This is a genomic window from Streptomyces sp. WG7 (genome assembly GCF_049975785.1).
Lineage (GTDB): Bacteria > Actinomycetota > Actinomycetes > Streptomycetales > Streptomycetaceae > Streptomyces.
Genome location: NZ_JBNGGE010000034.1, coordinates 35102 through 57417, shown reverse-complemented (window position 1 = coordinate 57417; position 22316 = coordinate 35102). Strand labels below are relative to the sequence as shown.

The following is a 22316-nucleotide window of genomic DNA, read 5'->3' as shown; positions in this document are numbered from 1 at the left end:
CCGCCGGCCGGGATACCCCTTCCGGTCATGCGTCTGGGTGCGAAGCTGTCCGACCGCACGCCCGACCGCACCGTTCGCCACCGGCCTGCGCCGCCCTCACCCGGAGCAGACCACGGCACGACCCGCCGGGGCCTCCGCCTCGTGTCGTCTCCACCCGGGCGCGGCGGTGGACCTGTCGCTCCCCCGCCGGCTCCCTCGGCACCCTCTTTTGCATGCCGGGAGGGGTGCTGCCCTGTCCCACCTCCCACCCCGCCCTCGGCGGGCGCGCGGGCGGGTCAGGCGTCGGTGATCGGGGCCGTCCCCAGGCGGACGTTGTCGATCGCCCAGTACCAGTTGTTGCCCGCGTTGAAGACCCGGAAGGCCACCTTCGCCGATGTGGCCCCGTCCGGGACGGGGCACGAGAGCCGGACCAGGCGGTTCTCCTGGTCCCGGCCCTGGTTGGTGTTCCCGGAGGTCGCGGCGCTGTAGTGGAGCAGCCGCACCTTGCCGCCGGAATCGAACTCGACGGTGACCTCGGCCTCCTGCGGGCTCTCCTGCCGGTAGTGGGAGTCGAATCCCAGGTGCAGGGTGGGGGTGCCGGGCGGGACGGTCACCGCCGGGCTGGTCAGGGTCGAGTCGAACCGGCCCCGGCCGGACGGGCCGCCGTTGTCGTCCCAGTCGTCGGGGTCGCTGACGGCGACGACGCCGAGGGCGCGGGTAAAGCCGGCGCGGTTCTGCCCGGCGGGGAACCAGAACTGCTTGCTCATGAACGTCCAGCCCTGCAACTCCCGCGTGCCCTGCGGCATGTCCGGCGCGTTGGTGACCGTCCAGCCCTCGGGGGCGGTCCGGGTCCAGCCGAGCAGCCCGGGGCGGCTGAGATCGGCGGCCGGGGCGAGCGCGGGGGCGGCGGACTCGAAGTCCTCCGCGAGGAGGTGACCGGTCATGACGGGGCCGGTTCTGACGGGCAGGGACGCGGACACCTCCGTACCGCTGCCGCCCAGCTTCGCCGTGACGGTCGCCCGGAGCGTGTCGGAGACGCGGGCCGCCGTGACGGGCGCGACGACGTCCCAGGCCAGGGTCACGTTCGAGCGCGCCGGAACCGACGTCGGCGCGGTGCCCCTGGGAGTGGCCTGCCAGCCCTGCGGGAGGGCCGGCGTGGCGGCCAGGCCCGTGAGGGGCGTGCCGGCCGCGTTGACGACGGTGACCGTCACGGTGGCCGCTCGGCCCGGCGACAGGACGGCGCCGTCGGTGCCGGGTGAGCTCGCCGGACCGGTCAGCGTGACGCTCAGGGCGGGAACGACCCGGACCTGTACACGGGCGTCGGCGAGCCTGAGCAGACCGTCGCCCTGGGCGTGTGCGGCGACGACCAGCCGGCCGGCGGTGGCGTTCCGGGCGGGCGTGACCGTGAAGCGCACGTCGGCCGAGTCGCCGGCCGCGAGGGTTGCGGGGGTGGTGCCGGACCGTTCGACCGTCCAGCCGGACGGTGCGGTCAGGGCGGCGAGGAGCCCTTCGAGCCGGTCCTGGCCGTCGTTGCGCACGGTGACGACGACATCGGTCGGGTTGCCCTGCGCGAACGGCGTGTCCAGGGAGGGCTGGGGCTCGGGCAGGCCGATGGCCGCGGTCAGCGCCGGGGCCGTGCCGGTCGCCGGGTCGGTGACGCCGGGCCTGTTGTGGAACCGGCGGCCGGTCATGCGGCGCAGGAAGGCCGGGTCGTCCCGGTCGACGACCACGATGTCGTACCAGCCGTGGTCCGGCAGACCGAGCCGCACCGTGCGGGACGTGCCGGGTCCGAGGGTGACGGCGCGCACCCGGTCGCCGTGCCTGTGGGCGTGGACCGACTCACCGACGAGGAGCCTGCGGGTGCGGGAGGAGGGGTTGGAGCAGACGATACTCACGTGACCGGCGGCCTGGCGCTCGGAGAGGTACGCCTCGGCGCCCACTCCGGTGCCCCGCAGCTCCCACACGGACCAGCCCGGTCCGTGCACCTGCAGGTCGTAGCCGTCGGCGCCGTACTCGACCGTGTGGTCGGCTCGTCCGCGCGCGGGTACCGTCCAGGTACGTGGGGCGGTGCCGTCGCCGGGGTAGCCGGAGAACCAGACGGCGGCGTCGGCGCTGTCGTTGCGGAGGCGGAGGCGGACGCCGGTGCGGGTGACGTCGGAGCGCAGGGACGGCCGGTAGGGGGAGGGACGCGTGCGGCGCGTGCCGGCCTCCTGTTCGGGGAGCGACTGCTCGCCCGGCGGTACGGGGTTCCAGCGGCCGACCGCGTCCGGTACGGGAGCGGGCTGCTCGACCCGGGGCTGCCGGTAGGTGCGGTGGAAGTCGAAGGCGGCGGTCAGGTCACCGAACACGCTGCGGCGCCAGGCGCTGATGTTGGGCTCGTGGACTCCGGTCCACTTCTCCAGGAACCGGATGACCGAGGTGTGGTCGAACGCCTGCGAGCTGACGAAGCCGCCCACCGTCCAGGGCGACACGATCGTCATCGGCACGCGCGGGCCGGGGCCGACCGGGCTTCCGTCGGACCAGTCGTCGTCGTTTCCCGAGGCCGGCCGCGGCGCGACCGGGGCCGGCACGTGGTCGAAGTAGCCGTCGTTCTCGTCGAAGTTGATGAACAGCACCGTCTTCGACCAGGTGTCCGGGTCGCTCGCGAGGGCGTCGAGGAGGTCGTAGACCAGGTTGGCGCTGCCGACGGGGGTGGAGCTGCTGGGGTGTTCGGACAGCGCCGCCGTCGGAACGATCCAACTGACCGCGGGCAGCGTGCCCTTGTCGATGTCGGACCGGATCCGCCGGACGAGGGTGTCCGGCTCGGAGCGGTAGGCGCCCCGCAGGAACAGCCGGCGTTCGGCCTCGGTCAGCGCGTCGACACCCCGCTGGAACTCGGCCAGCGCGGTCCTGCGCTGCTCCGGGGTCCTGGCCCACAGGCTGTCGTAGAACTGCTCGGTGGTGGAGTACTGTCCGCCGACCCGGGCGAGGATCTTCCGGCCGATCTCCTTCCAGGGCCGGAAGTACTCCACCGCGTTGTCGGTGAAGTTGTCCCACTCCTGGTAGATCTGCCAGTCGACGCCCGCGGCCTCCAGGCGCTCGGGGTACGTGGTCCAGCCGTATCCGGCGTGGCGGTGGTCGTAGGCGGCGTTGGTCAGGGCCCGGTTGACACCGTCCGGCTCGTAACCGGTGGTGCCGGTCCACAGGTAGTTGCGGTTGGGGTTGGTCGAGCCGTAGACCGAGCAGAAGTAGGAGTCGCAGATCGTGAAGCGGTCGGCGAGTTCGTACTGGAGCGGGATGTCGCGCCGGTCGTAGAAGGCCATGGTGCTCTGGGTCTTGGCGGCGACCCAGTCGTTCCACCAGCCGTTCCCCCGGGCCTGCACGGCGTCGCGGAAGGCGTGCGGGAGCGAACCCAGATACTGGATGTCGCTTTCCGGGCGGCCCGCGTCGAGCGCCGCCCGGCGGGCCGAGAACGGCAGGACCTCGCCGCCGCCGGGCCGCGGCTGCCGGAAGACGTCGGCCCCCGAGGGCAGCCGCAGGGGCGTACGGTCGCCGAAGCCTCGCACCCCCTTGAGGGCGCCGAAGTAGTTGTCGAAGGAGCGGTTCTCCTGCATCAGGACGATCACGTGCTCGACGGCACGCAGGCCGCCGCGCGGCATCGGCGCGGCCATGGCCCGGTGCAGCGAGGGGGGCAGGAGGGAGAAGCCGGCTCCACCGGCGAGGGTGCCGAGAACCTTGCGGCGGGAAACGTCAGACATGTCGGGGACGTTAAGGCGCTCGTACCTCACGGCATAACCCTGGGCAACGGATTTTCGCCGGCCGTTCACCACACGACATCGGCTGTTCCGTCGCCCGTACGCCGGACAAGCGGCTCAGGCGCCGTCCGCGGTGATGTGTACGCGCTCGACGCCCTCGTCCAGGAAGACGGTCAGGGCCAGGGCTTCGGCGTGGACTGCTTCTCGCTCCGGGCTGGAAAGAGGGCGGAGTGGGGTGATGGCGAGCTGTTCGTCGTGCACGGTCCAGGTGGCGGCGACGCGTCCGTCGACGAGGACGGCGCGTCGGCCGGCGACGGACAGGCCGAGGTGGGCGTCGTCGATGATGCGGCTGCGGTCGTGGTAGCCGAGGATCACGTTGTCGAAGGCCGGCAGGAACCGGACGGGTGCGGGAGTGTCCGGGTGTGGGCGCGGCGCGTCGGGAAGGTCGAGAAGCACCCGGCCGCGTTCGTCGCGGAAGGCGACGAGCTCTTCGCGGATGGCCTCGACCGCGGCGGGAAGTCCGGCGAGGCCGCACCAGGAACGGAGGTCGGCCGTGGCGGCGGGACCGTGGGCGGCGAGGTAGCGCCGTACCATCTGCTGCCCGGTCGGGTCGCGATCGTCGGAGGAGAGCGGGTCGATGTCGCGCCCGAGCCAGGTGGCCAGGGGCAGGTTGCGGACACCGGCCCTGGTGCGCCACAGGCCTCGGGGCGGGAGCTGGACCATCGGGACGAGGGCCGCGACGAGCAGCTCGCCCAGGACACGGCGCGGGGGCGTCGGCCAACGGCCTTCCAGTTGCTCGACGAGTGCGGCCATGGTGCGGGGCTGCTGGTCGGCCATGACCGCTCGGCCTGCCGCGGCGACCTCCTCCACGTCGATGCCCGCGAGTTCGCTCCGGTAGGTGGCCATCACCCGCTGGCGCAGCATGGTGTCGTGGCGGGCTCGCCAGGCCAGCGCGTCGTCGGCGGTGACGAGGTGGACGGTGCGGCGCATCAGGTGCGTACGCACGACCTTACGGCCTGTCAGCGCGTCGTCCAGGTCCTGCGGTCGGAAGGCGTGCAGCCGGGACCACAGGCCGATGAAGGGTTCCTGGGGTTCCTGCGCCTGCATTCCGCACAGGTGCGCCACGGCGTCGTGGACGGAGGTGTCCGCGCGCCCGAGCAGGTACTGGCGGGCGAGGGTGGCGCGGTTGAGGGCGCGTGTGTCGAGGACGGTCATGTTCTCAGGCCGCGGCTCGCTCGGTGGCCGGACGCCGGCGCGGAACGGGGTGGGACGGTGAGGGGGGTGTGCGGGGGACGTCCACGGGGCCGGTCCGCCGCCCCGGCTGTCGTATGCGCACGTGATTCGCTTCCTTCCGCTTGTCTGCCGGGTGCCGTCGTGTCGTCGGCGGCGCCCGTCGTACTGTGTCGAGTCGGCCGGCTCGGCCGTTGCGGTCCCCCGGCCGCCTCGCCCCGGATCGTCCGGTCCGCCTGGTTCTCGTTCTCGTTCCGCACGTTGCCGGTTTCCTGGTAGGTGACGGCGCCGGTGCGTCCGCCGAACACGGACATGCGCGCCCGACGCGCGTCGCCCCGGCAGTTCTTGGTCCCGGGGTGGCTCTGATCCCACCGTCGCAGGAGTAGCGGTCAGCCTGTGTCCTCTACTGCGGGCGGAATGACGGGCACCCGTTCACGGAGGCGGTCGGCACCGTCGCTCCCGGCGGCATCCCACGAAGCCCGCAAGGGCCCGGGACAGCACGTCGGCGGCCCGTCCGCCGCCCGCGACATTGCTCCGACCAGGTGACATACGGAGCGCGGCCCGACGCCCGGGCAGGAATGCTGGCGTCATGGCACCCCTCATATCAAGGCGGCTCGCCGTCGCGCTGCTCGTCTGGCTCGCCGTCGTCCCCGGGACGGTCGCCGCGGTGCCGGCCGGTGGGGGGCCAGGGGCCTCAGACGGGTCTCCCACTCCAACCGGTGACCCGCTGCAGGCGTTGGAGGAGGCCGCCCGTCCGCTGCGCACCACCGAGCCCTCGGGCGCTGTCGAGGACCTGCGGCCCTTCGGGGAGGCGGTCGGTGACGCCGTGGTGGTCGGCATCGGCGAGGCCGCCCACGGCTCCCACGACTTCGTCACCTTCCGGCACCGGGTGCTGCGGTACCTGGTCGAGGAGAAGGGTTTCCGCTCCTTCGTCCTGGAGGCCAACTGGAGCGCGGGGCTCCGTCTGGACGACTACCTGCTCACCGGGCGCGGCGATCCCGTCCGGATCATGTCCGAGGAGTTCCGGAACGCCTTCCTGCTGCTGCACAGCCAGGAGTACCTGGACCTGATCCGCTGGATGCGCGCGTACAACGTCGCCCACCCCGACGACCCGGTCAGGTTCGCCGGCAACGACAACGGCTACGCCGGTCCGGAGCTGTACGACCGGGTCGTCGGCCACGTCCGGCGCGCCCACCCCGACCTGCTGCCCGCCGTCACCGAGCTGTACCGGGGGCTGCGCCCCACCCTGCCCGTCGACGCGTGGATGCGCACCGCCGTGACCGAGCCCCTGGACGAGCGTCGCGCACGGGCCGAACGCACCGGACGCGTCCTCGGACTGCTCCGCGCCCGCGAACCCGCCGGGACGGACGAGGAGCACGCCTGGGCGCTCCAGCACGCCACCGTCATCGACCAGGTGGCGCGCCTGTACGCCTTCGACCTCTCCGACCCTCGGAACGGGCCGGAGGCCATGGCCCACCGCGACACCGCCATGGCGGAGAACACCCTGTGGTGGCACCGCCACACCAGCCACCGACTCGTGCTCGGCGGACACAACAGCCACCTGTACACCAGGAGTTCCACCCCCACCCTCCCCCTCCCCCAGGGATCGGTGCTCCGGCAACGGCTGGGCGACGGCTACCTGGCGGTGGGGCTCTCCTTCGACCGGGGCGCCGTGCACGCCACCGCGCAGGGTCTGCAGAATCCGGCCGACCAGGACGTCGGACGGGTCGAGGTGGAGCCCGCCGCTCCCGGTTCGGCCGAGTACGTCCTGGACCGGGTGGGTCACCGGAACTGGTACGCCGACCTGCGCACCGCGCCGCCCGCAGCCCGCGCCCTGCTGGACGTCACCCGGCCCAAACGGGAGATCGGCACCGACTACCCGCCGACCGGCGACCAGGTCAACCTGCTGAGGTCGATGGACCTGGTGGTGCACCTGGACGAGATCCGGCCGAGCCGGAGACTCGCCCGTGCAGCGGCCGAGCAGCGGCCCCACGCTCCGGGGACGTCCACCGGTCTGCTGCCCGCCCTGGAGGAGGCGGCCCGTCCGCTGCGCACCGTGGAGCCCGTCGGCCCCTTCGACGACCTGCGCGCCCTGGGGGAGGCGGTGGGTGACGCCCGGCTGGTCGGCGTCGGGCAGGCCGTCCACGGCTCCCGCGACTTCCTCGCCCTCCAGCACCGGGTGTTCCGGTACCTGGTCGAGGAGAAGGGTTTCCGCTCCCTCGTCCTCGAAGCCCCCTGGAGCGCGGGGCTCCGCCTGGACGACTACCTGCTCACCGGGCGCGGCGACCCCGCCCGGATCGTGTCCGAGGAGTTCCAGAACGCCTACCTGTTCATGCGGACCGGCGAGGTGCTGGACCTGATCCGCTGGATGCGCGCGTACAACGTCGCCCACCCCGACGACCCGGTCAGGTTCGCCGGCAACGACAGCAGTTACGCGGGCCCCGATCTGTACGACCGGGTCGTCGACCACGTCCGGCGCGCCCACCCCGACCTGCTGCCCGCCGTCACCGAGCTGTACCGGGGACTGCGCCCCACCCTGCCCGCCGGCGAGTACATGGTGGCCGCCATCGAGGAACCCCCGGCCCTGCGGCGGGAGAAGGCCGAACGGACCGGACGCGTCGTGGAGTTGCTGCGCGCCCGGAGCTTCGCCGGGCGCACCGTGGCAGGGGACGCCCACGCCCGGGCGGTGCGGAACGCGGAGATCGTCCATCAGGTCGCACGCCAGAACGCCTTCGACTACGACGACCCGGCCGACGAACGCGAGGCCCTGGCCTACCGCGACACCGTGATGACGGAGAACACCCTCTGGTGGCTCCGGCAGACCGGCGCCCGGGCGGTGCTGGCCGCCCACAACGGCCACGTGTACCTGGAGGGCTACGACCCGGACTACCCGGTCATCCAGGGCGGCCTGCTCCGCCGCGCGCTCGGGAACGGTTACCTGGTCGTGGGCCTGGCCTTCGACCACGGCTCCTTCCACGCCACCGACAAGGGCGTCTCCAACCCCCGCGACGAGGACGTGAAGGAGTTCCGCTCCGGGCCGGTCGCGGCCGGTTCGGTCGAGCAGACCCTGGACCGGGTGAGCCACCGGGACTGGTACCTCGACCTGCGCACCGCGCCGCCCGCCGTCCGCGCCTGGCTGGCCGTGACCCGTCCCAAACGGGAGATCGGCACGCACTGGCCCCGGGACCCGGACTCGGTCAATCTGCTGAGGTCGGCGGACGTGGTGGTGCACCTGCACGAGATCCGGCCGAGCCGCCTGCTTCCGCGCCACTGACCCTTGCGCCGGCGGCCGGCCGCTCCTCCGCTGCGGCAAGGCGACCGTCCCACGCACGTGGTGCCGGCGCCGACTCCCTCGGCTCCGGCACCGCGTGTTCGTCTGCGTCCCGGCGGTCCGTGGACGGTCGGCCGCCCGGTGCGGGGGCAGCCGGTCCGCGCCGGGCGACCGGGACGCCCCGCGGTTCCCGTACGGCGCGCTCGTCGCACCCCACGCCGGCCCGGAAATCGACACGTTCGCCGGGAACGGCCGGCCGAAGCAGCGCCGAGGGATGGCCGGTGAACCCGGCATCTGCTTCCTGGGCCTGCCGTGGCGGCGGCTGTGCCGGCGCAGGACGGTAGGCGCCCGGCTTCGCGCTCATGGCGCCCGTGCGGGCGGCGGCAGTCATCGAGGCGGGGCGGCGGGCCTGGGGGACTCAGTGGAGACAGAGGCAGAACGGATGGCCGGCCGGGTCCGCGTAGACCCGCCAATTGGCCTCCGTGCGGAGCTGGTCCGTCCGCTCCAGCACGGTCGCGCCGAGGGCGAGTGCACGCTTCTCCTCCCCGTCGAGATCGTCCACGTCGAAGTCCAGGTGGAGCTGTTGCGGGCGCTCCTGGCCGGGCCACGCGGGCGGCTCGTAACCGTCCACCCGCTGGCAGGCCAGCGGTGTCCCTTCGAACCCGTGCACCTCCACCCAGTCCGGGTCCTCCCGGTCCGCGACCACCCGGCCACCGAGCAGATCCGCGTAGAACTCCGCAAGCCGTACCGGATCAGCGCAGTCCAGCGCGACCGCCTGCAGCTTTCGAATCACTTCCGATCCCCTCGCTCTTCGGCCACATCCGCGACGCCCCGTATGGCCGTCCACGGACCGCCGGGACGCAGACGAACTCGGGAGGTGTCGTACCCGCTGTCGCGGCGGACATGCGAGGCGCACTCCGGACCGCCGCCGGTCGTCATGGACGACTGCTCAGGCCTCGATGGCGCCGTTCACGCCTCGCCGCGTGCCTTCATCACCGCCTTGTTCAGCACCCACAGCCCGATGCCGATGGCCAGCAGCACGCCCGCCCGGATGTAGACGTGCGCGGGCCGGTCGGACAGGGGGCTGGCGAGAATGAGGGAGGTGACCGCGCCCAGTACCGGCAGCGCCGTCGGCGTACGGAAATGCCTGTGCTCGACACGGTCGCGGCGCAGAACCAGTACGGCGATGTTGACGACGGCGAAGACGCACAGGAGCAGGAAGGCCGTGGTGTCGCCGAGGCCCGCGATCTCTCCGGTGGAGACCAGGCCGATGGCGAGCAGCGACACGAAGACGATGCCGACGACCGGAGTACGGCGCCGGGGAAGAACCCGGCCCAGGGCGCGCGGCAGGATGCGTTCGTTCGCCATGCCGTAGCAGAGCCGGGACGCCATCATGATGTTGATCAGTGCCGAGTTCGTGACGGCGAACAGGGCGATCAGCGCGAACAGCTTCGGTGGAAAGTCCAGCCCGCCGGCCTTGACGACCTCCAGCAGCGGGCCGCTGGAGCCTTCCAGCACGCGGTAGTCGACGAGCAGCGAGGAGACCAGGGCGACCAGGACGTAGATGGTCCCGGTGACGGCGACGCCGATGAAGATGGCGCGCGGAAACGTACGTGCCGGGTCCTGGGTCTCCTCCGCCATGTTGACGGAGTCCTCGAAGCCCACGAAGGCGAAGAAGCCGAGGGCGGTCGCTCCCAGCACGCTGGTCATCAGCGCGTAGCCGGAGCCCCCTGCCTGGAACTCGCCGAGTCGGGAGGGTTCACCGTCACCGGTGAGAACCGCCCAGGCACCGACGGCGAGGATGACGAACAGGCCGGTCAGTTCGACCAGAGTGAGGACCACGTTGGTCTTCACGGACTCGGACACGCCGCGCAGATTGAGGGCCGCGAGGGCGAGGACGAACAGGATGGCGATGAGGGTGGGCGGGAAGAGGTCCGTGAACTCGGCGAGGTAGTCGCCGCTGAAAGCACGTGCCGCCGCGCTCGCCGAGGACAGGCCCGAACACATGACCATGAAGGCGACGATGAAGGTCAGGAACGGCACCTGGAACGCCTTCTGGGTGTACAGCGCGGCCCCTGCGGCTTTCGGGTACTTGCCGACGAGCTCGACGTACGAGGCCGCGGTGAGCACCGCCACGACGAACCCGATGACGAACGGCAGCCACAGCGCCCCGCCGACCTTGCCCGCGACCTGCCCGGTGGTCGCGTAGATGCCGGTACCGAGGATGTCGCCGATCACGAACAGGATCAGCAGTCTGGGGCCGATGGCCCGCCGCAAAGGGGTGTCGTCCGCTCCGTCCGGCGAGGCAGTCACGTCTCTTCCGCCTGTGGTCACGGAGGCTCCCCCTCGAGGTTTCGGCACTGAACAACGTGTCCCCTGCCCGAGGGGCCGGGGAGTCATGCCCGGGCATACTGCATTCGGAAGCGCGCCGGCGGGACCTTCCGACGTTCCCGCGCCCGGTCAGCGAACCAGGGGGAATCCGCGGCCGACTGCGCCCCGGTTGCCGCGGTTGAAGCGGCACCCACTGACGCTGGTGTCCCGGCTTCCGCCGCGTACGCGACAGCCCGCCGGCGCCGGTGTCCCGGCTTCCGCCGCGTACGCGGCCGCCTGCCGGCGCCGGTGGACGAGTCGCCGCCGCCCGCGACCGGGGGCGGCCGGTTCCGTACCCTGGCGGCATGCGCATGCGCCCCACTCTGAGCTGGACGCCCACCGAGGATCTGCCGCCCGGTACCACGGATGTGGAGCCGGTCGCCGACGCGCTGAGCGCCGGTGGTGTACTGGTGCTCAGCGGGGCGGGCCTCTCCACGGAGTCGGGGATCCCCGACTACCGGGGCGAGGGCGGGAGCCTGAGCCGGCACACCCCGATGACCTACCAGGACTTCATCGCCGATCCCCGGGCCCGGCGCCGGTACTGGGCGCGCAGTCACCTCGGCTGGCGTACCTTCGGCCGCGCCCGTCCCAACACCGGGCACCGCGCCGTCGCCGCGTTCGGACGCCACGGACTGCTCACGGGTGTGATCACCCAGAACGTCGACGGCCTGCATCAGGCCGCCGGCAGCGACGGCGTCGTGGAACTCCACGGAAGCCTGGACCGGGTCGTCTGCCTCTCCTGCGGCACCTTCAGCCCGCGCCGTGAACTCGCCCGCCGGCTGGAGGAGGCCAACCCGGGCTTCGAGCCGGTGGCCGCGGGAATCAACCCGGACGGTGACGCCGACCTCACCGACGCACAGGTCGGGGACTTCCGGGTGGTGCCCTGCGCTCTCTGTGACGGCATCCTCAAACCGGACGTGGTGTTCTTCGGCGAAGCCGTTCCGCCGCGGCGGGTCGAGCACTGCCGCGAGCTGGTCCGCGAGGCGGCCTCGCTGCTGGTCCTGGGCTCCTCACTGACGGTGATGTCCGGGCTCCGGTTCGTCCGTCAGGCGGCTCAGGACGCGAAGCCGGTGCTGATCGTCAACCTGGACCCGACACGGGGCGACCGGCACGCCCTCACCCGGGTCGCGCTCCCGCTGGGAACAGCCCTCACCACCGTGGCCGACCGGCTGGGCATCCCCGTCGACGGCGGGCCGACGGCCCCGGGCGAGTCGTGACGGTGGCGGACGTCAGCGCACCACACCTCACCCCACAGCCCGCCCCTCGCGCCCCACGCCGAGCCGCGGCCGGCCACCGTCTGCGGCTCTTCACGCCCCGGGCCGATCGGCCGACCGGCCGTTCCTCTTGATCATCCCTCGGGAGCTGCCTAGGCTCCCGGCCATGGAAACGGGGGGACCGCATCACGGTCCGAGGGGATTGAGCCGTCGGCTGGTCAGGGGGCGCGGAGTCGCAGCTGTGCTGGCCGGGACGGCGGTGGTGGTGGTCGTTCTGGGGACGATGTTCGTCGTCCTGCCGGCTGTGGTGGTCGATCACGATCTCGCCGGGTCGAGCGTTGCCGCACAGGATCGGCTGAAGGCCGTGAACGATGTCCGAACGACGCTTCTGCAGGTACTCGCCGGTCTCGTCGTGCTCTTCGGCGCGTCCGCCACCTGGCGGCAGGTACGGGTGAGCCAGGAAAGTCTGCGCGCCACTCAGGAGGGGTACGTCACCGATCGGTTCAGCCGGGCGGTCGACCAGCTCGGCAGCGACAAAATGGATGTACGCATCGGCGGGCTGCACGCCCTGCGGCGGATCGCGGAGCAGTCCGCCCGCGACCGGGACGCCGTCATCTCCATCCAGGCCGCGTACCTGCGTACGCGTCTGCCCTGGCCGCCCACCGGCCCCGAGTCGCCGGCGGCGGACGTGGCCATCAACGACATAGCACCGCTGGAGACCCGTGTCGCCGACGCCCAGGTGGCGCTGACCGGGCTCGGCTCTCTGTGCCGGCACCGGGAGGAGTCATGGGTCAATCTCAGCGTCACCGATCTGCGCCGGGCCGACTGCGACGGGCTGGGGTTGCCCGAGGTCAACTTCGACCGCGCCTGCATGGAGGCGGCGGGCCTGTACCACGCCAATCTGACCCAGGCCTCTCTGGTCTCGGTCAATCTGCGGCACGCCGATCTCACCACGGCGATTCTCCGACGGGTCCGTTGCGTGCTGGCCGACCTGCGGGGTGCGAAACTGGTCCAAGCCGATGTGCGCGACGCCGACTTCACCGGGACCGACCTGCGCGAGGCGAACCTGCGCAAGGCCGACGCACGTGGGGCGGTCTTCCACCGCGCCGACCTCCGCATGACCGATCTGCGCGGCACGGACCTGAGCACCGCCGACCTCGCCGAAGCACGCCTGACCGGTGCCCTGGCCAGTGACCGCACCCGCTGGCCCGTCGGCTTCGACCACCCGGCCGCCGGAGTCGTCGACACCGATGACCCGGGCCCCGAACCCTCGCCCCTGCTTCAGCCCCCTGGCATGACGTGGCAGGCGCCGCCACTGCGGTCCACCCAGTGACCGGCGCGGTCGGACACAGCCGCGTCCCAGCCTCCGGGCGCGGCGACTGCGCCAAGGGCAGGCGAGGGCGATCGCGCTCGCGTCCTCGATGCCGCTCGCCACGGCGAGTGATCGCCTTCCGCCACCGAGACGTCACGGCCCGAGAACGGTGAAGTGGATGTGGCCCGCATTCGCCCGTCCGCTTCGGCGGTGCGACGCCGGTCCTGCCGCGGCTCGGCGGAATCGGACCCGCGGGCCTGCGCCGGCCGGCACCGAGACCGTGGTCGCGTGGCCGCTCACTGCCGACCGTGCCCCCGGGTCCCGGCCGGCAGCCGTCACCCTCTCGTGGGCGGGATGTGGACGGTCATGATCAGGTGGCAGGTTTCGGTCCCCGAGCCGCGGTAGGTGTGGGCGGTGTCGCCGTCGTAGGTGGCTGTCTGTCCGGCTTCGACGGGGTGCTCGGTGCCGTCGACGACCAGCGTCATCCGGCCGTGCACGACACTGACCGTCTCCACAACGCCGGCCTGGTGCGGGTGACTGGGGTACTCCTCCCCCGGCTCCAGCTTCCAGCGCCACACCTCGACCGGGGCCGCTCCCGAGGTGGTCAGCACGAGCCGGGCCTCGCTGCCCCGCTCCCCGGCCCACAAGGGCCTGACGGCGTCCGCGGACACCACTCGGACACGGCCTTCGGCCGGTCCGTCCATCAGGGCGGACACCGAGAGACCGAGGGTGTCCGCGAGGCGGACCAGAGTGGCGAAGTTCGGGTTGCCCTGGGCCTTCTCCAACCCGACCAGGGCACCCTTGCTGACCTTCGCCCGTCGGCCCAGTTCGTCCAGGGACAGCCCCGCGCGCGTGCGTGCGGCTCTGACGTTGTGCGCGAGGGCGCGCAAGGCCGCCTCTGCCTCGAGCACTTGATCACCGTCCTGACGTCTTACAGCACTGGAATGGACCGCACGGTCATTTGGTTGACAACCTGCGGTCGTTTCATTGTACGGTCGAGTCGTTCCACCGTGAAGTCCGGTGGCCTTGCCGGCTGCAGGGCGGCAGGTGCCGGGCACCGTGCCGGGCGGGGCCCGGACCGGCTCGCGGTCGACCTGCCGCTGTGACTCCTCCCGGGCGCCTCGCCGGCTGACCACCGCCGCCGTCGCCGCCGGCCCGCTCGCCCTCATCCGAACCGCCGCACCTTCCACACAGGGAGAACCCGATGTTCATCCAGCCCTGGGACGCCGCCCTGGACGAAGCCGAATGGCGGGCCTGGGTCGGCGACGGTCACGATTTCGGGCAGCTCAGCGTCAACGGCCTGCCCGGCCAAGCGCCCCTCACCGTTCCCACCCACTTCACCACCGACGCCGGCCGGCTGCTGATCCACCTGGCCCGGCCCAACCCGCTCTGGAAGGCGATCGAGAACGACCCGAACGTCACCTTCACCGTCATCGGCGACTACGCCTTCATCCCCGGCCCCTGGCGCGCCAGGCCCGAGGACCCGCCCACCGACGGCGTTCCCACCAGCTACTACGCGGCCGTCCAGTTCATCTGCCGCGCCCACATCATCGACGAGCCCGAGGCCAAGGCCGAGCTGCTGCGCCGCCAGATGGCACATTTCCAGCCCGACGGCGACCACGCCTCCATCGACGCCGACCGCCCCCCGTACGGACGGATGCTTCCCGGAATCCGAGGCCTGAGGCTGGAAGTGCTCGAAGTGCGGGCCAAGTTCAAGTACGACGACCACAAACCGGTGGCACACCGCACTGCCGTCGCCGGCCACCTCACCGAGCGTGGCCAGGGCCTCGACGTGTCCACCGCACGCCAGCAACTGCGCCGACTGGACCGCATCGGTCCGTGGAAGCCCTGACCCCTCCACCAGCACACGTACGAAACAGGAACCCCCTCATGACCGCCTTTCGCATCAGCCCCGCCGTCGCCGACGCATTCCCCGACACACTCATCGCCCTTGTCATCGCCTCCGGTCTGCGCGGCCACGAAGCCTGGCCCGACACCACCGCCGCTCTGGAGAACCTGGAGCAGCAGCTCGCCGACGGCACCTGGCAGCCCGCCGACGAGAACGATCCCCGCATCGAGGCATGGCACACCGCCTACCGCTCCTTCGGCACCAATCCCCGCCGCATCCGCCCCAGCGTCGACGCCCTCGGGCGCCGCCTCACCAAGAAGCGTTCGCTGCCGCGTATCAACCCGGCCGTCGATTCCTACAACTCCGTCTCCGTCCGTCACGCACTTCCGGCCGGCGCCTTCGACCTCGACCACGTCACCGGCGACGTGGACATCCGCTACGCGGACGGCGGCGAGGAGTTCACCCCGCTCGGCGAGCCCGGCACCGTCGAGAACCCCAAGCCCGGCGAGATCATCTACGCCGACACCGACGGCGTCCTGACCCGCCACTGGAACCACCGCGACGCCCACCGCACACGCGTCACCGAAGACTCCACCCACGTCGCCTTCGTCCTCGAGACCCTCCACGCCACCCGCGACGGCGACTGCCTCAAGGCCGCGGCGGAGGAACTGCGGGGCCTGCTGGTCCCGCACGCCGAGCAGACCGCGGTGCACTACCTCAGCCCCGCCCATCCGCACGCCGGCATCTGACGTCGGCGGTGTGGACCCGGGCCGTGTCCACGCCCGTTCGGCCGGTGTACGCGTGTGCCCGCCACCGCCTGCCGGCCTCCCGCGCTCACGCGTGAGCGCTCTGGACTCGGGGCATGGCCTTCTTCGGTACCCGGGTCGAGCTCGGCCGGGCGCGGGGCGGGGCGGGGATGTACGGTTCCAGCCCGCCGCGCAGCCGGATGGGCCGCTCGGACAGCGGGCCGCCCCGCGGCCGGCAGGCCTCTCGCCCGCTCAACGCGTAACGTCCAGCCGCATGGAAGCGCGGTCTCACCCACAGCCCCCGCCCGGCGCCCCCCGACGCCGGGCCTGCTCGACGCCCTCGCATCCCCGCCGATACCGCCCTCCCGCTGAGAGCCGAACCCCGCTCGGCCGCCTCCTCCCTGACAGCAGTGGGCCGAGCGCGGCGGGACAACCGTCAGCGTATTCGCGTCACTCGGCGGCTCTCGCGCCGCGGCAGGCGGGGCTCAGCGGAGTTTGATCGCGCCGCCGTCGGCCATGATGGTCTGCCCGGTCATGTACTGGGCATCGTCGCTCGCGAGGAAGGCGACGATGGGGGCGACGTCACGGTCGGGGTCGCCGAAGCGGCCCAGGGGGACCTTGGCCGCGGACTGCGCGTACTGCTCGGGGCGCGCCTCGGCCCACTGGGCCACACCTGCCGTCATGGCCATCGGGCAGACCACGTTGACGCGGATGTTGAGCGGTGCCCACTCGTTGGCCACCACGCGGCTCAGTCCGCGGATGGCCTCCTTCGTCGCCGCGTAGGACGCCTGGTTGGGCTGGCCGTCGAGACCTGCGCCGGAACCGAAGTTGATGACCGTCGCGCTGCCGGCCTTCTTCAGTTCCGGCAGGGCGGCGAGCATGAAGTTGCGAGTGGCGTACAGGCTGGTGTTCATGGCGAGGTTCCAGTCGTCGTCCGTCTGCTCCTCGAACGGCTTCTGGCGCGACACGCTCGCGTTGTTCACCAGGACATCGAGCTTCCCGAAGCGTTCGGCGGCGGTCGCGACGGCACGGTCGGCGACGGTCCGGTCGGACACGTCGCCGCGGAGGAAGACCACCGACTCGCCCATTTCGCGGGCGAGCGCCTCTCCGGCCTCCTCCTGGAGGTCGACGACCACGACCCGGGCGCCGCGCGCGACGAACAGTTTCGTGATGGCGCCGCCGATGCCGGACGCACCTCCCGTGACGATGGCCGACTTGCCTTCGAGGCTGAGGGAATTCATGGGTCGCTGCCTTTCGTGAACGCCTGCGGTCCCGGTTCGGACGGGAGAGCCGGGGCCTCCTGGACGTCCTTGTGCGTCGTCACCGGCGGCCACGACGCACTGCCCGCCACGCAAGACTAATATGCATTATGCACTTCATATGCACAGTACACATGTCACTCTTTGCGTGCAAACAAGGCCGGCGATGGCATGCCCCCGGTGCGGGGCCGGCCGGGGCCGGGGCCGTCAATCGCTCACACGGTCGCGTTCCGCGGGACCGCCCTGGCGCAGGTCATCGGCCCTCATGCCATCGGCGGCCCGACGCTGTCAGCATCGGGAGCGAGATGATGTCGGCGAGAGCCTGCTGACCGGCGATGTTCGCGTGGACTCCGTCCCCCGTGTCGTACGGCGGGTAAATGCTGTTCGGCTCCACGGGATCCTTGAGTACTTGGTCGAAGGGGAGAACGCCGTCGCAGGTACCGCCGCACCCGTTCCACTTCGACACGAACGTGCCGACGGTGTGCCGGTCGCGGTTGTTCTGGTCGGTGTAGCCCGGGCGGGGGGTGATGGGCGTGACGTACACCTTGATCCCCGCGGCACGCAGCCGCTGGAAGACCTCCCGGTAACTCGCCAGGATCCCCGCGGCATCGCAGCCGGCCGCGAGGTCGTTGGTGCCGTAGTAGTAGAGGACCCCGGTGACTCCGTGCAGCGACAGGACGTCTCGTTCCAGTCGGGCGGCCGCGTCCAGGCCGCGCACGGATTCGCCGATGCCCGGGCAGGTTCCGGCGCTGGTGGTACCGCCGATACCGGCGTTGACCACGGCGAACCGCCGCTCCGGAGGGAGTTCCGCGGTGATCCGCCGGGCGAGGACGTCCGTCCACCGGAGGTTGGCGCCCGGCCGGCTGCAGTCCCGCCCGCAGTTCGTCGATCCCGACCCGTCGACCACCGAACTGCCGTAGGCGACGAGGCTGCCCCGTAGTCGCGGGTTGTGCACGTCGACGGCGCTGACCAGGTAGGTGGAGCCGGTCGTCTCGGTGAATGCGGCACCGGTCGTGTCGCCGGTGTGGTCGCCGGAGCCTGCCGCGGTCAGGTAGTTGGTGCGAAAGGCACTGTCGTGCCGGCCCGGGATCACCGTGCCGGAGACCGAGAGCGACACCGCGACGTCGTCCTGGGCCTCGGTCTTGAGCACGGTGGTGTCACTCCACACCTCACCGCCGGCCGGTACGACGACCTCGCGCCGACCGTCGAACGTGACAGGTCGTGGGCGGCCTTCCGTCGCGGCGCCCGTGCCGCTGCTGTGTCCCACCGTCGCCGCGTCGACGGTGAGGGGTGTCTCGCCGAAGGTGTTCTGGACGCGGATCCGGAGTGCGTCGCCTCCCTGACTGAGGTGGGTGATCATCCGAACGGACTGATCACGCAGTGGGGTGGGGGCGAGGCTCTGCTGGGAACTCGCCCAGGACGTGAACCAGGCGTTGGCTCCGGGGTGCCTGCCTGACCGGGTGTCGGCGGGGGTGGCCGCGGTCGTCGCGGACGCGGCGAGGCACGAGGAAGCCAACGTGAAGGCCAGGCCGGCCGCGATGCGTCTGGCCGACGGAGCCTGGGCGGGACTGAGTACCCGGGCAAGGAGACGGTGCATGGGTGCCTGCCTTCCGACGTGGCTGGACGGGTCGGTCATCTGCACGAACGTCCGTGGAGCGGCCCCGCGTGGTCTCCCGTGGTCCCCCCTCCTCCCCTCCTCGGTCCGTCCTCGGCCGGACGGCAGTCGCGTGAACGCGGCCCCGCGTCGTCGCTCGGCTTGCTCCGCGTCGCCTCCACCACTCGCGACGCTCCGATGACCCCAGCATCGTAGACACCAACGCCGGGCCGCTGAAAGCGTGTTGCAGTCGTCGTCCGGCTTCGCCCGTACGGAATCCTCCGGGCCGGCGGTGCCGCGGCGGTCCGGGGACCACTTCGTGACGGTCGCCGAGGAACCCCACCCCGGCCGGGCCGCCACCAACGGCCGCCGTGACATCTCCGGCCCACCGGCCGGCACCGCTGTTCCGCAACGAGCCGTCGTCGCCGGCGACCGGATGCGGACCGACGACGCTGCCGCCACGCGGTCCGGGGAGCTGGCCGCTGCGGTCCGGACCGCAGCACGGGGCCGGCGGCTCACCTCGGGGAGCGGGGCGTGCCGCGCCCGACGGTGGCCACGGACGGGCCGTCGACGCGGACGGCTCGCGTTACCCGATGAGCGCCTGCGTGATCTGCCGAGTGGTCTGCGCGGCGATCCCGGGGTTGGTGGCGGCGTAGGAGAGGTGTGCGTTCAGGCCGGTGGCCAGGGCCCAGCCCCGGCCTCGGGTCCAGGTGGCGTCGTCCACGCCGAGCGCGGCGCGGAAGGCGGCCCGGGGCCCGGCCGACATCAGGGTGTAGGCGATGGTCAGGTCGCAGGCCGGGTCACCGATGCCGAGGCCGCCGAAGTCGATGACCGCGCTGAGGCGGCCGTCGACGGTCAGCAGGTTGCCGGTGTGGAAGTCTCCGTGGAACCAGACCGGAGGGCGTTCCCATCCCGAGGCGCTGAGCGCCGCGTCCCACAGCTCGGTCATGGCAGCCTTGTCGAACGCGCCGTCGACCTCCGCGATGGCCGCGCGCGTCGCCTCGTCCCGAGCGGCCAGCGGCTGGTCGGTGAGGTCGTCCACGGGGCCCCGGGCCGGGGCCTCCTCGGGTGTGAACCGCTGAAGCGCGGTCAGGAATCCGGCCAGTTCGACGGCGGTCTCGCAGGAGTCGGCCAGCGCGTCGGCGGTGGCCACCTCCCCGTCGATCCAGCGGGAGACCGCCCACGGCCAGGGATATCCGAGGCCGGGTTCCCCCACCGCTACCGGGACCGGGACGGCCAGAGGCAGGTGCGGGGCGAGCCGGGGCAGCCACTCGAGTTCCTTCCTGGCCTGCCCGATGGCGCCGGCATGACGGGGAAGCCGGACGGCGAGCTCCTCCCCCAGCCGGTGGATCACGTGGTCCGAGCCGGCCGGTTCGAGCAGCCTCAGGGGCAGCTCCGCCCACTGCGGGAACTGCCTGTCGACCAGGCGCCTGACCAGTGAGGTGTCGATCGAGGGGCGGGCCGGGGTGCTCGCGGTTGCCAAGGATGGCTCCTGACGTCGGCCCGCTGCGTACGGCGGGCGGTCCCGGCCATCACAGTGCGTCGCGGGCTTCCCTGTCGACCGAATTCCTGCGCTGCTCAGCCCCGGGTCCGGCCACTGACGAGGGCGGGGCCGAAATACCGGGCGGCGTCAGCGGTGATCGCCGGCGCGGGGTCCTCCTCCGCCGCGCCCCTGAACGTGTGGACGATACAGGTGCGTACCGGGTGGACCGGTTTGCCCGGCTCGTCGCAGTCGTGGGCGTCGAGGGGTCTGCTCTGCTGCCGGGCCAGGGCGAAGCAGACCAGCAGGGTGCGGGGTGGTCCTCGGACCAGAAGTGGTCGAGGACAGCCCGGTTGCGGAAGTCGAGGCGGTCGAAGACAACGGCGACGTCCTCTTCCCCGTAGGGCACCCGCCGCAGCGCCGGCAGCACGTCGAGGATCGCGTCACCGCGGGCGGGCAGCCGGGCCCGCTCGTGCGAGTCGCCCCACGGGGGCGGTCGGCGTCCTGGAACTCGTCGGGACTTCTTCCGAGCACAGCAGGGTGCCCGGGGCCGGACGGTCCCAGCGGCCTGCCCGCTGACGCTGCACCAGTTGAGGCTCGCGTTGACACGGAGCCGGCCCGCGATCAGCGCCCAGGGCGTACGGACCACACGCTCGCGCGCCAGGTCCACCACGAGACGGCCGAAGGCCTCCCGGGCAGCGGGCTCGGCTCGGCGGGTGCGACGAACGCGTCGGTCCAGGTTCCCATGCGCCGGTTGTAGCAAGCCGAAACCGTGGGGGCCAGTGGGAAACGGACGGGGCGTCGCCGGGAGCCGGGCAGTGACGACCCGCCGGGTGGGCCCTGTCAGGCGCGTCAGGCGCGTCAGGCGTCCATGGACTCGGCGAGGGAACGGGGCCGCAGATCGGTCCAGTTGGCTTCGACGTACTCCAGGCAGGCGTCCCGGGTGTTCTCCTCGAAGACGGTCGTCCATCCCCCGGGCACCTCCGCGAAGGAAGGCCAGAGCGAGTGCTGCCCCTCGTCGTTCACGAGGACGAGGAACCGGCCGTCGGCGTCGTCGAACGGGTTGGTGCTCATACGCGGTACCTCCGGAAGAATTAGGTTAGGCTCGCCTAATCGCGATTGAGCTTAGCCTTCTCGCTTTCCGCTCCACAAGGAGACCTTCATGAGGTTGGGGGACGACGCCTTCGCCGCCTTCGGGCTGTCCGGGGCGCCCGGCACCGAGGCCTTCTGGGCGACCGCGAGGGCCCCCGCGTCGATACCCGACGGCGACGGCTGGACGACCCTGTTCCTGCGGCGCGGTTCCGAAGCGGCGACCACGGTCTTCGAGAGCTGGTCGGAGCCGGTGCCCCTGCGACGGTGGGGCGACACGGACTGCTGGTACGCCGAGGTGCGGATGCCGGCGCGGCTGCGGGTCACGTACCGGTTCCTCGTGGGTGACGCGGCGTACGCGGACCCGCTCAACCCGGTCGGTGCGGGCGGTGACCGGTCCATCGCCGCTACCCCGGACGCCCCCGCGCAGCCGCACTGGCCCCTCGTCGGCGGCGCCGACGTCGTACTGCCCCTCCCCCGCACCCGGCTCCGCTGGAGCAGCGAACGGCTCGGCGGGCGGCGTACCGTGCGGGTCCATCCGGCGGGCGGCGGCGGACCGGTGGTCCTGCTGCTCGACGGGGACGACTGGCTCTACCTGCACCCGGCGGCGACCGCGTTCGACTCGGCCGTCGCCGGTGGCGCGATGCCGCCGGTCACGCTCGTCTTCCTGCCGGCGAAGGACAGGCCGGCCGAGTTCGGATGCCGTCCCGCACTGTGGGAGGCGGTCCGGGACGAACTGCTGCCACTGGTCGCGAAGTGCGGGGTGCCCGCCGACCCGGACCGGCTGGTCGTGGCGGGGCAGAGCCTCGGCGGACTCAGCGCGCTGTACGCGGCGCTGGAGTACCCGGACCTGGTGTCCCGTGTCGCCTGCCAGTCGGCGTCGTTGTGGTGGGCACCCGGCGCCGCGGACCTGGCGGACCCGTTGGGCGGGCCGGTCGGCGGTGCCCTCGCCGCGCGCCTGCGCGAGCGGCCCGACCTGTCCGGTCTCCGGGTCGCGTTCGACGTGGGGGAGCACGAGACCCGGATGCTCCCCCACTGCGGCCTGGTGGAGGCCCTGGCCGAGCAGGCCGGTGCGACGGTGCGGGTCTCCCGGTCGGCGTCGGACCACGACCGGGCGGGCTGGCGGCACGCCCTGCTCAGGGACGTCGCCTGGGCACTCGCCTGAGGGCCGGCCACCGGGGCACCGACC

Annotated in this window: 15 protein-coding genes; 6 read left to right on the top strand and 9 right to left on the bottom strand. The window is 72.2% G+C overall.

Features of this window, described 5'->3' with window-relative positions; translation table 11 throughout:
- Positions 1-275: 275 nt before the first annotated feature.
- Positions 276-3716 carry a phosphocholine-specific phospholipase C gene (locus ACP4J0_RS27640; protein WP_426601433.1) on the bottom strand — a complete coding sequence of 1147 codons (3441 nt, stop codon included), beginning with the start codon at positions 3714-3716 and terminating at the stop codon, positions 276-278.
- Positions 3717-3830: 114 nt separating this feature from the next.
- A complete protein-coding gene (locus ACP4J0_RS27635; protein WP_426601432.1) occupies positions 3831-4928 on the bottom strand; it encodes a winged helix DNA-binding domain-containing protein in 1098 nt (365 codons plus the stop codon).
- 604 nt (positions 4929-5532) lie between these two features.
- Between ACP4J0_RS27635 and ACP4J0_RS27630 the strand changes: the two genes are divergently transcribed.
- Positions 5533-8217, top strand: coding sequence for an erythromycin esterase family protein (locus ACP4J0_RS27630; protein ID WP_426601431.1), 2685 nt, complete (start codon positions 5533-5535; stop codon positions 8215-8217).
- Between the two features lie 415 nt (positions 8218-8632).
- Here ACP4J0_RS27630 and ACP4J0_RS27625 read toward each other — a convergent pair whose 3' ends face one another.
- Both ACP4J0_RS27625 and ACP4J0_RS27620 read right to left on the bottom strand, forming a co-directional pair.
- Complete coding sequence (locus ACP4J0_RS27625) at positions 8633-9007, bottom strand: VOC family protein (RefSeq protein ID WP_426601430.1); 375 nt, start codon at positions 9005-9007, stop codon at positions 8633-8635.
- A 176-nt stretch (positions 9008-9183) separates the two neighbouring features.
- Positions 9184-10527 (bottom strand): APC family permease, encoded by a 1344-nt coding sequence (locus tag ACP4J0_RS27620; RefSeq protein ID WP_426601429.1) that lies wholly within the window; start codon positions 10525-10527, stop codon positions 9184-9186.
- Between the two features lie 362 nt (positions 10528-10889).
- Here ACP4J0_RS27620 and ACP4J0_RS27615 point away from each other — a divergent pair, with 362 nt between their 5' ends.
- Both ACP4J0_RS27615 and ACP4J0_RS27610 read left to right on the top strand, forming a co-directional pair.
- Complete coding sequence (locus tag ACP4J0_RS27615) at positions 10890-11801, top strand: NAD-dependent protein deacetylase (protein WP_426601428.1); 912 nt, start codon at positions 10890-10892, stop codon at positions 11799-11801.
- 280 nt (positions 11802-12081) lie between these two features.
- Positions 12082-13131 carry a pentapeptide repeat-containing protein gene (locus ACP4J0_RS27610; RefSeq protein WP_426555401.1) on the top strand — a complete coding sequence of 350 codons (1050 nt, stop codon included), beginning with the start codon at positions 12082-12084 and terminating at the stop codon, positions 13129-13131.
- Between the two features lie 314 nt (positions 13132-13445).
- On the opposite strand, the gene ACP4J0_RS27605 is transcribed toward ACP4J0_RS27610, so the two are convergent.
- Complete coding sequence (locus ACP4J0_RS27605) at positions 13446-14021, bottom strand: helix-turn-helix domain-containing protein (protein WP_426523462.1); 576 nt, start codon at positions 14019-14021, stop codon at positions 13446-13448.
- Between the two features lie 293 nt (positions 14022-14314).
- Between ACP4J0_RS27605 and ACP4J0_RS27600 the strand changes: the two genes are divergently transcribed.
- The gene (locus tag ACP4J0_RS27600; RefSeq protein ID WP_426601427.1) at positions 14315-14962 is read left to right on the top strand and encodes an FMN-binding negative transcriptional regulator; all 648 of its coding nucleotides are present in this window, start codon (positions 14315-14317) and stop codon (positions 14960-14962) included.
- 38 nt (positions 14963-15000) lie between these two features.
- A complete protein-coding gene (locus ACP4J0_RS27595; RefSeq protein ID WP_426601426.1) occupies positions 15001-15708 on the top strand; it encodes a B3/B4 domain-containing protein in 708 nt (235 codons plus the stop codon).
- Between the two features lie 482 nt (positions 15709-16190).
- Here the strand turns inward: ACP4J0_RS27595 and ACP4J0_RS27590 are convergent, their stop codons facing one another.
- The 4 genes from ACP4J0_RS27590 to ACP4J0_RS27575 all read right to left on the bottom strand — a co-directional run bounded on the left by ACP4J0_RS27590 (position 16191) and on the right by ACP4J0_RS27575 (position 21112).
- Positions 16191-16946 carry an SDR family NAD(P)-dependent oxidoreductase gene (locus tag ACP4J0_RS27590; protein ID WP_426523466.1) on the bottom strand — a complete coding sequence of 252 codons (756 nt, stop codon included), beginning with the start codon at positions 16944-16946 and terminating at the stop codon, positions 16191-16193.
- 271 nt (positions 16947-17217) lie between these two features.
- On the bottom strand, positions 17218-18561 hold the full coding sequence (locus ACP4J0_RS27585) for a GDSL-type esterase/lipase family protein (RefSeq protein ID WP_426601425.1): 1344 nt from the start codon (positions 18559-18561) through the stop codon (positions 17218-17220).
- A 583-nt stretch (positions 18562-19144) separates the two neighbouring features.
- The gene (locus tag ACP4J0_RS27580; RefSeq protein WP_426601424.1) at positions 19145-20041 is read right to left on the bottom strand and encodes an aminoglycoside phosphotransferase family protein; all 897 of its coding nucleotides are present in this window, start codon (positions 20039-20041) and stop codon (positions 19145-19147) included.
- 858 nt (positions 20042-20899) lie between these two features.
- Positions 20900-21112 carry an MbtH family protein gene (locus ACP4J0_RS27575; RefSeq protein ID WP_426555369.1) on the bottom strand — a complete coding sequence of 71 codons (213 nt, stop codon included), beginning with the start codon at positions 21110-21112 and terminating at the stop codon, positions 20900-20902.
- 88 nt (positions 21113-21200) lie between these two features.
- On the opposite strand from ACP4J0_RS27575, the gene ACP4J0_RS27570 reads away from it, so the two are divergent.
- Complete coding sequence (locus ACP4J0_RS27570) at positions 21201-22292, top strand: alpha/beta fold hydrolase (RefSeq protein WP_426601423.1); 1092 nt, start codon at positions 21201-21203, stop codon at positions 22290-22292.
- Positions 22293-22316: the final 24 nt, after the last annotated feature.

Coding starts and splice junctions, on each gene's coding strand:
- ACP4J0_RS27640 (WP_426601433.1), bottom strand. CDS start 3,716: ATGTCTGACGTTTCCCGCCGCAAGGTTCTCGGCACCCTCGCCGGTGGA.
- ACP4J0_RS27635 (WP_426601432.1), bottom strand. CDS start 4,928: ATGACCGTCCTCGACACACGCGCCCTCAACCGCGCCACCCTCGCCCGC.
- ACP4J0_RS27630 (WP_426601431.1), top strand. CDS start 5,533: ATGGCACCCCTCATATCAAGGCGGCTCGCCGTCGCGCTGCTCGTCTGG.
- ACP4J0_RS27615 (WP_426601428.1), top strand. CDS start 10,890: ATGCGCATGCGCCCCACTCTGAGCTGGACGCCCACCGAGGATCTGCCG.
- ACP4J0_RS27610 (WP_426555401.1), top strand. CDS start 12,082: ATGTTCGTCGTCCTGCCGGCTGTGGTGGTCGATCACGATCTCGCCGGG.
- ACP4J0_RS27600 (WP_426601427.1), top strand. CDS start 14,315: ATGTTCATCCAGCCCTGGGACGCCGCCCTGGACGAAGCCGAATGGCGG.
- ACP4J0_RS27595 (WP_426601426.1), top strand. CDS start 15,001: ATGACCGCCTTTCGCATCAGCCCCGCCGTCGCCGACGCATTCCCCGAC.
- ACP4J0_RS27590 (WP_426523466.1), bottom strand. CDS start 16,946: ATGAATTCCCTCAGCCTCGAAGGCAAGTCGGCCATCGTCACGGGAGGT.
- ACP4J0_RS27585 (WP_426601425.1), bottom strand. CDS start 18,561: ATGCACCGTCTCCTTGCCCGGGTACTCAGTCCCGCCCAGGCTCCGTCG.
- ACP4J0_RS27575 (WP_426555369.1), bottom strand. CDS start 21,112: ATGAGCACCAACCCGTTCGACGACGCCGACGGCCGGTTCCTCGTCCTC.
- ACP4J0_RS27570 (WP_426601423.1), top strand. CDS start 21,201: ATGAGGTTGGGGGACGACGCCTTCGCCGCCTTCGGGCTGTCCGGGGCG.